The sequence below is a fragment of the Cupriavidus sp. 10L45 genome (genome assembly GCF_056395225.1).
Window position 1 is genome coordinate 232,151 of sequence record NZ_JBFTJC010000010.1, and the last position, 14,148, is coordinate 246,298.

Consider the following 14,148-nt stretch of genomic DNA (forward strand, 5'->3'; position numbering starts at 1 on the left):
GAACGAAAGCCATAGGGGGCACTCAAAGTCGGGGAAAAAGCGGATGTTCGAGTGGCGCCGATCCGGTAGAATACCGGGTTGACGCGCGCTTGCAGAGCAAGCCGCAGCCCCACACAAAACAGCCGCCAGATTGCAGCGGCTCGTGCCTTCGCCCGGCTCCCATACTGTTTCGACAGGTTGCGCCAGGCGCCAGTAATAATCGCAATCGCCTGATTTCGCAGTCTTTTTTCTGCGCGTTCGCCGTGCCGCACCATTGTGCCGCGCTGCAAGACCTTCGATTCACAGACGGAGAACAGTTTGTTCGACTCAATTCTTGACTGGGCCGCCAACGGCCTTGCCAACTGGTCCTGGTGGGAGATCGTGATCTTCACCCTCGTGGTGACGCATATCACGATCGCCGGCGTGACCATTTTCCTGCACCGCTGCATGGCGCACCGGTCGCTGGACCTGCACCCTATTGCGCAACACTTCTTCCGCTTTTGGCTCTGGCTGACGACGGGCATGGTGACCAAGGAATGGACCGCCATCCACCGCAAGCACCACGCCAAGTGCGAGACCGAGGACGATCCGCACAGCCCGCAGACCCGCGGCATCCGCAAGGTGCTGCTGGAAGGCGCGGAGCTGTATCGCGAGGAAGCCAAGAACAAGGAAACCGTCGCCAAGTTCGGCCATGGCACGCCTGACGACTGGGTCGAGCGCAACGTGTACTCGCGCTTCGCCTGGCAGGGCGTTGGCCTGATGCTGATCATCGACGTGGCGCTGTTCGGCGTGATCGGCCTGTCGGTCTGGGCCGTGCAGATGCTCTGGATCCCGATCCACGCGGCCGGCATCATCAACGGCCTGGGCCACTGGTGGGGCTATCGCAACTACGATTGCGAGGATGCTTCGACCAACGTGTCGCCGTGGGGCTTTATCATCGGCGGCGAAGAGCTGCACAACAACCACCACACGTATCCGACGTCGGCCAAGTTCTCGATCAAGTGGTACGAGATCGATGTGGGCTGGTGGTACATCCGTGCGATGCAGTCCGTGGGCCTGGCCAAGGTCAAGAAGACCCCGCCCAAGGCGCGTCTGGTGGATGCCCGCCCGGTGGACCACAACACGCTGGAAGCGATCATCGCCAACCGCTACGACGTTATGGCGCGCTACGCCAAGGCCGTGAAGAGCGCATACAACGAGGAACTGGAGAAGCTGAAGGAAGGCCGTGCGGCCGACTACAGCCACTTCAAGCTCGCCCGCAAGTGGTTCCATCGCGAGGAAGGCAAGCTGGCCGCGCCGCAGCGCCAGCAACTGGCCAGCATCGTCGAGCAGAACAAGGCGCTGCATACCTTCGTGGAAATGCGCCGCGAACTCGCCGCGATCTGGGGTCGTTCGAGCCTCACACGCGAGCAGCTGCTCCAGCAACTGCAGGCGTGGTGCCATCGCGCCGAAGCCAGCGGAATCCAGGCCCTGCAAGAGTTTTCGCTGCGCCTGCGCCGGTACGCCTGATACAATTCTCGTCGCGCCCGCATGGTAAAAGCCCCGCCCCTGGCGGGGCTTTTCTTTTCGCTACACTCCCCCATGTCCAGGTCAGACCGCGTGCTTCCAAGCGCGGCGGCCCACGGGTGCCCCGAGGAGTACTGCTGAGATGACCCCACAAACGATCAAGTCCATCGAGTTCGAGAAACCGAACCTGACGGATACCGAAAGCGCAGCCGGCGGCAGTTGCGTGGCCCATGCCTGGGCCAAGGTACCGCCCGCGCTGACCCCCGACGAGCGCCAGGCACTCAAGGCCCGCATCCGCAAGCTGCTCAAGGAGCGCAACGCGGTGCTCGTGGCCCACTATTACGTCGATGCCGACCTGCAGGACCTGGCCGAGGAAACCGGCGGCTGCGTGTCGGACTCGCTGGAAATGGCGCGCTTCGGCCGCGATCATGCGGCTCAGACGCTGGTCGTGGCCGGCGTGCGCTTCATGGGCGAGACCGCCAAGATCCTGAGCCCCGAGAAGACCATCCTGATGCCGGACCTCGACGCCACGTGCTCGCTGGATCTCGGCTGCCCGGCTGACGAATTCTCGGCATTCTGCGACGCCCACCCGGATCGCACGGTGGTGGTCTATGCCAATACCAGTGCGGCCGTGAAGGCCCGTGCGGATTGGATGGTGACGTCGAGCATCGGCCTGAAAATCGTCGAACATCTACACGCGCGCGGCGAGAAAATTCTTTGGGCACCGGACAAGCACCTCGGCGGCTACATCCAGAAGGAAACCGGCGCCGACATGCTGCTGTGGCAGGGCTCCTGCCTGGTGCATGACGAGTTCAAAGGCATCGAGCTGGACCTGCTGCGCAAGGACTATCCGAATGCCAAGATCCTGGTGCACCCGGAATCCCCGGCCAATGTGGTGGCGCAGGCGGACGTGGTGGGTTCCACGAGCCAACTGATCGCGGCGGCCCAGCACCTCGACGCCAACGAGTTCATCGTGGCCACCGACAACGGCATCCTGCACAAGATGCGGATGGCCGCGCCGGGCAAGCACTTCATCGAGGCTCCCACGGCCGGCAACAGCGCCACCTGCAAGAGCTGCGCGCATTGCCCGTGGATGGCCATGAATGCGCTGACCAATCTGGCCGAAGTGCTGGAAACGGGGCGCAACGAGATCCAAGTGGACCCGATCATCGGCCAGCGCGCCGTTACCTGCATTGATCGGATGCTCAACTTCGCCGCGCAGCAGAAGGCCAATGTGCGGCCGGCCAGCGATCTGGCCCAGACGGGCGCGCTGTTCCAGGGAGTGGGCCCGGCATGACTGTGAATTCCGTGTTCGATAGTTACGGCCCGGCGCTGCCCGCGGCGCTGGCAGCCAACGTGCAGGCCGCGATTGCCGAGGATGTGGGCACCGGCGACCTGACGGGCCTGCTGATTCCGGCCGACAAACCCGTGCAGGCGCGCGTGATCGTGCGCGAGAGCGCGGTGCTGTGCGGCCAGCCCTGGTTTGAGGCGTGTATGGCGGCCGTCGATGCGCGGCTCCAGGTGCGCTGGCTCAAGGAGGAGGGCGCGCGGATGGCCCCCGATGATGTGGTGTGCGAGATTGCCGGCCCGGCCCGTGCGCTGCTGACGGCGGAGCGGCCATCGCTGAACTTCCTGCAACTGCTGTCCGGCGTGGCCACGGCCACCCGGCGCTATGCGGATCTGATTGCCGGCACGCGGGCCCGCGTGCTCGACACCCGCAAGACGCTGCCCGGCCTGCGCCTGGCGCAGAAGTACGCGGTGCGCATCGGCGGCGGCGAGAATCAGCGGCTGGCGCTCTATGACGGCATCCTGATCAAGGAAAACCATATCGCGGCGGCGGGCAGCATCACGGCGTCCATGCAGGCTGCGCTGGCGCTGGGCACGGACGCCTCGGTGCAGATCGAGGTGGAGTCAATCGCCGAACTGGAAGAGGCACTCGCTGCCGGCGCCAAATCGGTCCTGATCGACAACTTTACGGTGCCGATGATGCGCGAAGCGGTGGAAATCAACCGTGGTCGGGCGCTGCTGGAGGTGTCGGGCGGCGTCAATGCCGAGTCGATTCGGGAATTCGCCGAAACGGGCGTGGACCGGATCTCGGTGGGCGCGCTGACCAAGGATGTGCGCGCGACCGACTATTCGCTGCGGATCGTTGGGTAACGCGCAAAGCGCATCGCAAAAGGGAAGGGGCCGTATCGGCCCCTTTTTCACGTCTGTTTTACGACTTTTGCTTGTTCTGTCGATGCTGCGCCGCGCGGCCCAGCAGCGGCTGGAGCACGGTCGGCAACGCCTTGGGCAGCGTGTCGGGGTAGTCGCGGCTGAAGTGGAGGCCCCGGCTTTCGTGGCGCGAGTACGCGCTGTCGACGATCAGTGCCGCCACTTCGACCAGATTGCGCAGTTCCAGCAGGTCGCGCGTGACGCGGAAGTTGGCGTAGTACTCGGCAATTTCCTCGCGTAACAGACCAATCCGGTGCTGGGCGCGCTCGAGGCGCTTGTCCGTGCGGACGATGCCGACGTAGTTCCACATCATGCGGCGCAGTTCGTCCCAGTTGTGGGACACCACCACTTCCTCGTCCGCATCGGCCACGCGGCTGGCATCCCAGGCGGGCAGGCTGATATCCGGCGCGCCGGCCTTGTCCTGCCGGGCGATGTCCTCGGCGGCTGCGCGACCGATCACCATGCATTCGAGCAGCGAGTTGGAGGCCAGCCGGTTTGCGCCGTGCAGGCCGGTGCAGGCGGTCTCGCCCACGGCATAGAGGTTCGACAGGTCCGTGCGACCCGCAGTGTCGGTCACCACGCCGCCGCACGTGTAGTGGGCGGCCGGTACCACGGGAATCGGCTCGCGGGTGATATCGATGCCCAACTCCAGGCAACGTGCGTAGATCGTCGGGAAATGTTCCTTCAGGAACGCTTCCGGCTGGTGCGTGATGTCGAGGTAGACGCAGTCGAGGCCGCGCTTCTTCATCTCGAAGTCGATCGCGCGCGCCACCACGTCGCGCGGTGCCAGTTCGGCACGCGGATCGTGGTCGGGCATGAAGCGGGTGCCGTCGGGCAACTTCAGCAGGCCACCTTCGCCACGTACCGCCTCGGAAATCAGGAACGACTTGGCGTAGGGGTGGTAGAGGCAGGTCGGGTGGAACTGGATAAATTCCATGTTCGACACCCGGCAGCCGGCGCGCCACGCCATGGCGATGCCGTCGCCGGTTGCGGTGTCGGGGTTGGTCGTATAGAGATAGACCTTGCCCGCGCCGCCGGCGGCCAGCACCGTGTGGGTGGCCGTGATGGTACGCACGGCGCCCGTGGTGTCGTCGAGCACATAGAGGCCGTAGCAGCGGTTGCCTGGCAGGCCGAGCTTGGTGGCCGTGATCAGGTCGATCGCGAAGTGGTCCTCGATGATCGTGATGTTCGGGTGCTGGCGTGCCTGCTCGGTCAGCGTGGTGACCACGGCGTGGCCCGTGGCGTCCGCCGCGTGGATGATGCGGCGCCGGCTGTGGCCGCCTTCGCGCGTCAGGTGGAAGCCCAGTTCTGCCTGGGCATCGCGGGTGAAGGGCACGCCCCGGTCGATTAGCCACTGGATGGCCTCGCGTCCATGCTCCACGATGTAGCGCGTCGCGCCTTCGTCGCACAGGCCGGCGCCGGCGACCAGCGTGTCCTGCGTGTGTTCGTCGTGGCTGTCGCCGGAGTCGAGCACTGCGGCGATGCCGCCCTGGGCCCAGTCGCTGGCGCCATGCGTCATGGCGCGCTTGCTGAGGATGACAACCCGGTGGCTATCGGCCAGTTGCAGCGCGACGGTGAGGCCGGCCAGCCCGCTGCCGACGATCGCGACGTCGAAGTTCATGGTGCAGGGTTCGCGCGGAGCGAATGCGCGTCAGGGAAAGCTGGAAAGTGTACACCCGCATACCGGTTCGCGGACGCCCCAGCCCTTGCCGCATAAGGGTTTGCGGTCAATAAAAACGGGCAACAAAAAACCCCGCGAAGCGAGGTGCTCGGCGGGGTTCTTCATCGGAGACCAGATCAATTACTTGATCTTGGTTTCCTTGTAAGGCACGTGCTTACGGGCGACGGGATCGAACTTCGAGATCTCCATCTTTTCCGGCATGGTGCGCTTGTTCTTGGTGGTCGTGTAGAAATGACCCGTACCTGCGGTCGATTCCAGCTTGATCTTGTCGCGTCCGCCTTTGCTGGCCATGTTGTACTCCTATTTAGACTTCGCCGCGTGCGCGCAGGTCGGCGAGCACGGAGTCGATGCCTTTCTTGTCGATCAGGCGCAGGCCGGCGTTCGAGACGCGCAGGCTCACCCAGCGGTTTTCCGATTCAACGAAGAAGCGGCGATTCTGCAGATTGGGCAGAAAACGGCGCTTGGTCTTGTTGTTTGCGTGGGAAACGTTGTTGCCGACCATCGGCGCTTTCCCGGTCACTTGACAGACGCGTGCCATGAAGCACTCCTAAATCTTATTCGTGGACAATGTTCGCAACAGATCAACAAAAGGCGCGCGGGCCCGGACTGCAGCGGATTGAGACTTCAGCAAAACGAACATTATAGACCGGAAACGACTGGCGAATCAACGCCTTCCGCGCTGAGGGGAAGACTTAGTGTTGTGCCGCAGGTTTGCCGTGCTGCCGGGATCACGTGGACGCGCTCACGTGGGCGGGACGGCGGGCAGCCGGTCATGCTCGGCGAACGAATAGATATCGCTGCCGGCGACAATGTAATGGTCCAGCAGCCCGATGTCCAGCACGGCGAGCGCCCGGGCGAGGTGCCGTGTGGTGGAAAGGTCAGCGAAGCTGGGTTCTACGGGGCCGTGCGGGTGGTTGTGGGCGACGATGACATGGGCGGCGTTGTATGAAAGCGCTTCGCGCGCCACTTCTCGTGGATAGACCGTGACGCCACCCAGGGATCCGCGTCCAAGCTCTACATTGGCGAGCAGGCGGTACGCACTATCCAGATAGAGGGCGATGAAGACCTCGTGCGGCAAGCGCGACAGCGTCAGCCGCAGGTAGGCGCGGACCGCGCGCTCGGAATCCAGGCCGCGCGGGGCCTTGAGCGTCTCGGCCAGCGCGCGCCGGGTCAGTTCCGGCACCACGCGCAGCTGGGCCTGCTTGGCGGCCCCCATGCCCTTGATCGTGGCAAGGGTATCGGTATCTGCGGCAAACAGCCGCGTCAGCGAGCCGAAGCGCCCCAGCAGTTCCCGGGCGAGGTCCACGGCGCTCTTGCCGGGGCTGCCCACACGTAGGAAAACAGCGAGTAATTCGGCGTCGGACAATGCTCCCGGGCCGCCCAGCGCCAGCTTTTCGYGGGGGCGCTCCTGGGCGGGCCAGCGGGGAATTGGCAGCATCGACATCGAATCGTCTCCAGAAATTGCCACACTAACTGTCATGCCGGCTGCGACGGAGGCCGGCGGCAGACGGGCCAGTCGAATACAATACGGGTTGTTGACCGGTTGATCACCCATGAATTTGCAAACTTTTGCGTCAGAAGCGGAAGGCGGCGGCGCGGCTGCCCGCAAGACAGTCCTGGCGGACTCCTTCCTGACCCTCCACTACAGCATCTCCCTCGAGAACGGCACCGAAGTCGTGAGCACGTTCGAGGAAAAACCCGCCACGCTGCTGCTTGGCCAGGGCCAGCTCGCGCCCAACCTCGAGGCGGCGCTGCTCGGCATGCCCGAGGGCCAGCGCATGACTTACCGCCTGGCGCCGGAGCATGCCTTCGGCCCGCGCAACCCCGAACTGCTGCAGTGGGTCTCGCTGGCCACGCTGCGCGAGAACAGCTCGTTCGAGGAAGACTATTCGCCCGGCGACCTCGTGGAATTCAATGCACCGAACGGCGGCAAGTACGCCGGCGTGCTAAAGGAATTCGGCGAGACCGCCGCGCTGTTCGACTTCAACCACCCGCTGGCCGGACAGACCATCCTGTTCGATGTCCAATTGATCGGAATTCTCTGATGTCAGCCGTTGTGACGGACCCCAGCATGCCCGAGCTCACCCTCCCCATCGACGCCGAGATCCTGATGGCGCAGCCGCGTGGCTTCTGCGCCGGCGTGGACCGCGCGATCGAGATCGTCGAACGCGCGCTGGCGCTGTTCGGCGCGCCGATCTATGTGCGCCACGAGATTGTCCACAATGCCTACGTGGTGGCCGATCTGCGCAACAAGGGCGCGGTGTTCGTCGACGAACTCGACGAAGTGCCACCCGGTTCGACCGTGATCTTCAGCGCGCATGGCGTGTCGAAGGAAGTGCGCGCAGACGCCACCGCGCGCGGCCTGACCGTGTTCGACGCCACCTGCCCGCTGGTGACCAAGGTGCACGTCGAGGTAGGCAAGATGCGCGCCGAAGGCTGCGAGATCATCATGATCGGCCACAAGGGGCATCCCGAGGTGGAAGGCACGATGGGCCAGGCCGAGCGCGGCATGCTGCTGGTGGAGTCGGTCGAGGACGTCAACCGTCTGGCCGTGTCCGACCCGTCGCAACTGGCCTACGTCACGCAGACCACGTTGTCGGTGGACGAGACTGCCGAGATCGTGGCGGCGCTGAAGGCGCGCTTCCCGGATATCCGCGAGCCCAAGAAACAAGACATCTGCTATGCCACGCAGAACCGCCAGGACGCCGTGAAGTTCATGGCGCCGCAGGTGGAAGTGGTGATCGTGGTGGGCAGCCCGAACAGCTCGAACTCGAACCGCCTGCGCGAGCTGGCGGATCGCCTCGGCGTGCCGGCCTACATGGTCGACGATCCTGACCAGCTCAAGCCCGAGTGGGTGGCAGGCAAGCGCCGGATCGGCCTGACCGCAGGGGCCTCGGCCCCCGAAGCACTGGCCCAGGCCATCGTCGAGCGCCTGCGCACGTTCGGCGTGCGCAGCGTGCGAGCGCTGGAAGGCGTGGAAGAGAACATGTCCTTCCCGCTGCCGCGCGGCCTCGCCAGCGTGTCCGTGCAGTCCTGATCCTGCCTGTTTCCGCCTGATTGCCGGACATCGACCTGAAGCGGGTCGGTGTCCGCGCCCGTCGTTCTCCCGTCCCGCCGCTTCTTCTTCCTTCCCCGTTTTTCGCTGTTCTGCCATCGCACCGCGCTGGTGCGTATCGTTGCGTCCGCTATTTTTGTCGCGACGTGCGCTGCCGCACTATCGGAGACATTTAAGGACTTACAAAACCGCGCCCGGCGCCATAATGCCGCAATACGTGTCTTAACACCCAGACAATATCAGGGTAATCCCCGAGGATGGGGTTTTCCCTATTATGGTGCGGCGCTACATTCTGCACATTAGAGAGGCGGCCCGGTATTTGAAATGAAATACCTAATTAATACCTGGCCATTATATGTGGCGCGGCGCAGGCTTGTGACGTGGCGCAAGCGCCTCCGGCGAGACTCGGGCACGATTCTTGTAAGCACAGGTGACGGGTCTGCCAAATGGGCGGAGATTGCCCCAATCTGTGCATTGGGGAAATTCCCTAGCGCAATTGGTGGGTAAATGGTTCAGGTTGTTGCGTCGCGTATTGCATCCGCAAAGAAAGGGGATACAATGCGCGCGTTTCAAATTGAAACTAAACAAAGGGCGGTCCAGGGAATACGTCCGGGAGGCGTAGTATTTCCCTGTTTTTGTGAATCCTAGGAGATCACTCATGCAATTCACGTTTGCCAAGATTCTGCCGATCGCGGCCGCTGTGGCGCTGGTCGCTGCATGTGGCAAGAAAGAAGAAAAGCCGGCTGATGCGGCAGCATCGGCACCTGCCGCGGCGGCACCGGCTGCAGGTGGCGGTGAAACCATCGTCAAGATCGGCCACGCGGCTCCGCTGACGGGCGGCATTGCCCACCTTGGCAAGGACAACGAAAACGGCGCGCGCCTGGCCGTGGAAGAAGTCAACAAGACCGGTCTGGAAATCGGCGGCAAGAAGATCAAGCTGGAACTGGTGGGCGAAGACGACGCCGCCGATCCGAAGACCGGCACCGCCGTGGCCCAGAAGCTGGTGGACGCGAAGGTCGTCGCCGTGGTGGGTCACCTGAACTCGGGCGTCTCGATCCCGGCTTCGAAGATCTACAGCGATGCCGGCATCGTCCAGATCTCGCCGTCGTCGACCAACCCCGACTACACCAAGCAAGGCTTCAAGACCACGTACCGCGTGGTGGCTACCGACGCCCAGCAGGGTCCGGCACTGGCCAACTACGCCGCCAAGAGCCTGGGCGCCAAGAGCGTGGCCATCGTCGACGATGCCACCGCCTACGGCAAGGGCCTGGCCGACGAGTTCGAGAAGACCGCCAAGGCTTCGGGCGTGAACGTGGTGGCACGTGAAGCCACCAACGACAAGGCCACGGACTTCAAGGCCATCCTGACCAAGATCAAGGGCAAGAAGCCGGACGTGATCATGTACGGCGGCATGGATGCCACCGGCGGTCCGTTCGCCAAGCAGGCCAAGGAACTGGGCATCACCTCGAAGATCGTGGGCGGCGACGGCGTGTGTACCGACAAGGTGGCTGAGCTGGCCGGCGATGCCGTGACCAACATCATCTGCTCGGAAGCCGGTCTGGCCCTGTCGAAGATGGAAGCCGGCGACGACTTCCAGAAGCGCTACCAGGCACGTTTCAACGCCCCGGTGCAGATCTACGCACCGTTCACGTATGACGCCGTGATGGTGGTCGTCGATGCCATGAAGCGCGCCAACTCGTCCGAGCCGGCCGCCATCCTGGCCGAAATGCCCAAGACGAACTACAAGGGCGTGATCGGCAACATCGCCTTCGACGAAAAGGGCGACATGAAGGAAGGCACCATCACGCTGTACGAGTACAAGGACAAGAAGAAGTCCGTCCTCGACGTCGTGAAGATGTAATTCCGGGCTTACCGGCCCATCCGAACGGCACCGTGAGTATTTTGCGGTGCCGTTCTTTTTAGTCTCGCCAACGGTTGACAGCATCCTTACCATGGATGGAACAGGGCGGGCAGCACACCAGCAAGTCATCACCTCTCTACCCGACCCATCCAACATTACCGTCCCACCCACGGCATCCACACCATGCCGCGCGGCCTGGGGCTGAAGCAGGAGTTTTCATGGATATCTTTATCCAGCAGATCGTGAACGGTCTGGTGCTCGGCAGCATCTATGCGCTGATCGCACTGGGCTACACCATGGTCTACGGCATTCTGGGCATCATCAATTTCGCGCACGGCGACGTGCTGATGATTGGCGCGCTGACCGCGCTGTCGGCCATCATGGGGCTGCAGAAGTTCGCGCCCGGCCTGCCCGAGTGGCTGACGCTGGTGATCGCCACGCTGATCGCCATGCCCGTCTGTGCAGTACTGTCCTTTTCGATCGAGCGGATTGCCTACCGGCCGCTGCGCAACGCGCCGCGCCTGGCCCCGCTGATCACCGCCATCGGCGTCTCCATCATCCTCCAGACGATGGGCATGCTGATCTGGTCGCGCAACCCGCTGACCTTCCCGCAGCTGCTGCCCTCGAGCCCGATCGACATCGGTTCCACGGGCGCCACCATCACCGGCAAGGAAATCGTCATCATCGGCATGGCCGTGATGGTGATGGCTGGCCTGCTGGCCCTGGTCAACCGCACCAAGCTCGGCCGCGCGATGCGCGCCACCGCCGAGAACCAGAAGGTGGCGGGCCTGATGGGCGTGAACCCCAACTTCGTGATTTCGGCCACGTTCATGATCGGCGCCGCCCTGGCGGCGCTGGCAGGCGTGATGATGGCCACCAACTACGGCAACGCGCACTTCTACATGGGCTTCATCCCCGGGCTGAAGGCGTTCACCGCCGCGGTGCTGGGCGGCATCGGCAACCTGGCCGGGGCGATGGTCGGCGGCATGCTGCTGGGCCTGATCGAAGCACTGGGCGCCGGCTACATCGGCGACCTGACCAACGGGGTGTTCGGCTCGAATTACCAGGACGTGTTCGCGTTCGTCGTGCTGATTACCGTACTTGTGTTCCGTCCGTCCGGCATCATGGGCGAACGCGTGGCCGACCGCGCCTGAGGAGAGCGAATCCATGAATACTCCGATTCCATCCACGGCCGTCGCGGCACCGTCGCGCGTGCCGGCCAAGACGCTGGCGGCCCTGCTGGGCTTCCTCGTCGTGGCGCTGTGCGCGCCATTCTTCGTCCAGACCTTCGGCGGCAACTACTGGGTGCGCGTGCTCGACTTCGCGCTGCTCTACATCATGCTGGCGCTGGGCCTGAACATCGTGGTCGGCTTTGCCGGCCTGCTGGACCTGGGCTACATCGCGTTCTACGCGGTGGGCGCCTACCTCATGGCGCTGCTCGGTTCGCCGCACCTCGCCAACCAGTTCGAGTGGATCCACCAGCTGTTCCCGAACGGGCTGCATCTGTCGATGTGGTTCGTGCTGCCCATTGCACTTGGGGTGGCGGCGCTGTTCGGCGTCATGCTGGGCGCGCCTACCCTCAAGCTACGGGGCGACTACCTGGCCATCGTGACGCTGGGCTTCGGTGAGATCGTTCGTATTTTCATGAACAACCTGGACCGCCCGGTCAACATCACCAACGGCCCCAAGGGCATCACGGCGGTAGACCCGGTGCACATCTTCGGCTTCGACTTCTCGAAATCCCACGAGATCTTCGGGCTGAAGTTCACGCCGGTGTTCATGTACTACTACCTGCTGGTGTTCTTGGTCATCGTGATCGTGTTCATCTGCCTGCGCCTGCAGAACTCGCGGATCGGCCGGGCCTGGGTGGCGATTCGTGAAGACGAGATTGCCGCCAAGGCGATGGGCATCAACACCCGTAACGTGAAGCTGCTGGCGTTCGCCATGGGCGCCTCGTTCGGTGGTGTGTCGGGTGCTGTATTCGGCGCATTCCAGGGCTTTGTCTCGCCCGAGTCGTTCACGCTGTGGGAATCGATCTACATCCTGGCCATCGTGGTGCTGGGCGGCATGGGCCATATCCCGGGCGTGATCCTGGGCGGCATCCTGCTGGTGGGCTTCCAGGAACTGCTGCGCGTGGTGGCGGAGCCGATGCAGACCGGCCTGTTCGGCCATGTCATCGTCGATGCCGAGGTGCTGCGCCAGCTGATGTTCGGCCTGGCACTGGTGGGGGTGATGCTGTATCGCCCGGCCGGCATCTGGCCGTCGCCGCGCAAGGAAGATCGCCCGGTGGTGCGCCGGGCGGGCAGCGTTGGCCGTTTCTGACCAGGAGGACATCATGAGCAACAACGAATTCCTCCTGTCCGTACAGGGGGTCAACAAGCGCTTCGGCGGCCTGCAGGCCCTGTCCGACGTGGGCCTGCAGATCCGCAAGGGCGAGATCTACGGCCTGATCGGCCCCAACGGCGCCGGCAAGACCACGTTCTTCAACGTTATCACCGGCCTGTACACGCCCGATTCGGGCGAGTTCGTGCTGGGCGGCAGCGCCTACCAGCCGACGGCCGTGCATGAAGTGGCCCGGACCGGCATTGCCCGCACGTTCCAGAACATCCGCCTGTTCGGCGAGATGACCGCGCTGGAGAACGTGATGGTGGGCCGCCACGTGCGGACCAAGGCCGGCGTGCTCGGCGCGATCTTCCGTCCGCCCTCGGTACGGCGCGAGGAAGAGGGCATCGAGGACATGGCCCACGATCTGCTGGACTACGTCGGCATCGGCAAGTACGCCAACTTCACCGCGCGCAACCTCTCCTACGGCCACCAGCGCCGCCTGGAGATTGCCCGCGCGCTGGCCACCGAGCCCAAGCTGCTGGCGCTGGACGAGCCCGCGGCCGGCATGAACGCCACCGAGAAGGTGGAGCTGCGCGGCCTGCTCGACAAGATCCGCAACGACGGCCGCACCATCCTGCTGATCGAGCACGATGTGAAGCTGGTGATGGGCCTGTGCAACCAGATGACCGTGCTGGACTACGGCAAGGTCATCGCCCAGGGCCTGCCGCAAGACGTGCAGAACAATCCCGCGGTGATCGAGGCTTACCTCGGCGCATCGGCACACTAAGGCGGGAGAGACGCGCAATGAAACAGACAGTACTGAAGATTTCCGGCCTGAAGGTCGCCTACGGCGGCATCCAGGCCGTCAAGGGCGTGGACCTGGACATCCACGACGGCGAGCTGGTGACGCTGATCGGCGCCAACGGCGCGGGCAAGACCACCACCATGAAGGCCATCACCGGCCTGCAGGGCTGGGCCGGCGGCGACGTGGAGTACATGGGCAAGTCGATCAAGGGCGTGCCCAGCTACACGCTGCTGAAGCAGGGTCTGGCGATGGTGCCGGAAGGCCGCGGCGTGTTCGCGCGCATGACCATCACCGAGAACCTGCAGATGGGCGCGTACACGCGCAACGATGACGCGGGCATCAAGCGCGATATCGACCGCATGTTCGAGACCTTCCCGCGCCTGAAGGAGCGGGCGGACCAGCTGGCCGGCACGATGTCTGGCGGCGAGCAGCAGATGCTGGCCATGGCGCGCGCGCTGATGAGCCAGCCCAAGCTGCTGCTGCTGGACGAGCCGTCGATGGGTCTCTCGCCGATCATGGTCGAGAAAATCTTCGAGGTGGTCCGCACGGTGTCCGCGCAGGGCGTGACCGTACTGCTGGTGGAGCAGAACGCGCGCCTGGCGCTGCAGGCTGCCCACCGCGGCTACGTGATGGAGTCCGGCCTGATCACCATGAGCGGCGACGCCAAGCAGATGCTGGACGACCCCAAGGTGCGCGCGGCCTACCTGGGCGAGTAATCGCCC

General features: G+C 64.1%; 14 protein-coding genes. 10 read left to right on the top strand and 4 right to left on the bottom strand.

What is annotated here, in order from left to right; translation table 11 throughout:
- Positions 1 to 297 precede the first annotated feature (297 nt).
- From AC1DFU_RS19405 to nadC, 3 genes are all read left to right on the top strand, one after another.
- Positions 298 to 1,488: a DesA family fatty acid desaturase gene (locus AC1DFU_RS19405; protein WP_092300954.1), complete on the top strand. Its 1,191-nt coding sequence runs from the start codon at positions 298 to 300 to the stop codon at positions 1,486 to 1,488.
- Between the two features lie 139 nt (positions 1,489 to 1,627).
- A complete protein-coding gene (gene nadA / locus AC1DFU_RS19410; protein WP_092300951.1) occupies positions 1,628 to 2,782 on the top strand; it encodes a quinolinate synthase NadA in 1,155 nt (384 codons plus the stop codon).
- A complete protein-coding gene (gene nadC / locus AC1DFU_RS19415) occupies positions 2,779 to 3,642 on the top strand; it encodes a carboxylating nicotinate-nucleotide diphosphorylase (protein WP_441592319.1) in 864 nt (287 codons plus the stop codon). The genes nadA and nadC overlap by 4 nt, the downstream gene beginning before the upstream one ends.
- A gap of 58 nt (positions 3,643 to 3,700) precedes the next feature.
- Here the strand turns inward: nadC and nadB are convergent, their stop codons facing one another.
- The 4 genes from nadB to radC form a co-directional block, all read right to left on the bottom strand.
- Complete coding sequence (gene nadB / locus AC1DFU_RS19420) at positions 3,701 to 5,320, bottom strand: L-aspartate oxidase (protein ID WP_092300945.1); 1,620 nt, start codon at positions 5,318 to 5,320, stop codon at positions 3,701 to 3,703.
- 180 nt (positions 5,321 to 5,500) lie between these two features.
- Entirely contained in the window at positions 5,501 to 5,671 is a 171-nt protein-coding gene (gene rpmG, locus AC1DFU_RS19425; protein ID WP_008644909.1) for a 50S ribosomal protein L33, read from the bottom strand.
- Between the two features lie 13 nt (positions 5,672 to 5,684).
- On the bottom strand, positions 5,685 to 5,918 hold the full coding sequence (rpmB, locus tag AC1DFU_RS19430; protein WP_006575661.1) for a 50S ribosomal protein L28: 234 nt from the start codon (positions 5,916 to 5,918) through the stop codon (positions 5,685 to 5,687).
- A gap of 204 nt (positions 5,919 to 6,122) precedes the next feature.
- Positions 6,123 to 6,815, bottom strand: a complete 693-nt coding sequence (gene radC / locus AC1DFU_RS19435; RefSeq protein WP_477159872.1) for a RadC family protein — start codon at positions 6,813 to 6,815, stop codon at positions 6,123 to 6,125.
- 118 nt (positions 6,816 to 6,933) lie between these two features.
- Here radC and AC1DFU_RS19440 point away from each other — a divergent pair, with 118 nt between their 5' ends.
- From AC1DFU_RS19440 to AC1DFU_RS19470, 7 genes are all read left to right on the top strand, one after another.
- Positions 6,934 to 7,425: an FKBP-type peptidyl-prolyl cis-trans isomerase gene (locus AC1DFU_RS19440; RefSeq protein WP_092300942.1), complete on the top strand. Its 492-nt coding sequence runs from the start codon at positions 6,934 to 6,936 to the stop codon at positions 7,423 to 7,425.
- Positions 7,426 to 7,451: 26 nt separating this feature from the next.
- Positions 7,452 to 8,417 (top strand): 4-hydroxy-3-methylbut-2-enyl diphosphate reductase, encoded by a 966-nt coding sequence (ispH, locus tag AC1DFU_RS19445; protein ID WP_177220010.1) that lies wholly within the window; start codon positions 7,452 to 7,454, stop codon positions 8,415 to 8,417.
- A gap of 676 nt (positions 8,418 to 9,093) precedes the next feature.
- A complete protein-coding gene (locus tag AC1DFU_RS19450; protein WP_092300936.1) occupies positions 9,094 to 10,296 on the top strand; it encodes a branched-chain amino acid ABC transporter substrate-binding protein in 1,203 nt (400 codons plus the stop codon).
- A 218-nt stretch (positions 10,297 to 10,514) separates the two neighbouring features.
- Positions 10,515 to 11,450 (top strand): branched-chain amino acid ABC transporter permease, encoded by a 936-nt coding sequence (locus tag AC1DFU_RS19455; RefSeq protein WP_092300933.1) that lies wholly within the window; start codon positions 10,515 to 10,517, stop codon positions 11,448 to 11,450.
- Between the two features lie 13 nt (positions 11,451 to 11,463).
- The gene (locus tag AC1DFU_RS19460) at positions 11,464 to 12,618 is read left to right on the top strand and encodes an ABC transporter permease subunit (RefSeq protein WP_092300930.1); all 1,155 of its coding nucleotides are present in this window, start codon (positions 11,464 to 11,466) and stop codon (positions 12,616 to 12,618) included.
- Between the two features lie 13 nt (positions 12,619 to 12,631).
- On the top strand, positions 12,632 to 13,408 hold the full coding sequence (locus AC1DFU_RS19465) for an ABC transporter ATP-binding protein (RefSeq protein ID WP_092300927.1): 777 nt from the start codon (positions 12,632 to 12,634) through the stop codon (positions 13,406 to 13,408).
- 17 nt (positions 13,409 to 13,425) lie between these two features.
- Positions 13,426 to 14,142, top strand: coding sequence for an ABC transporter ATP-binding protein (locus tag AC1DFU_RS19470; RefSeq protein ID WP_092300924.1), 717 nt, complete (start codon positions 13,426 to 13,428; stop codon positions 14,140 to 14,142).
- The last annotated feature ends 6 nt before the right edge of the window (positions 14,143 to 14,148 follow it).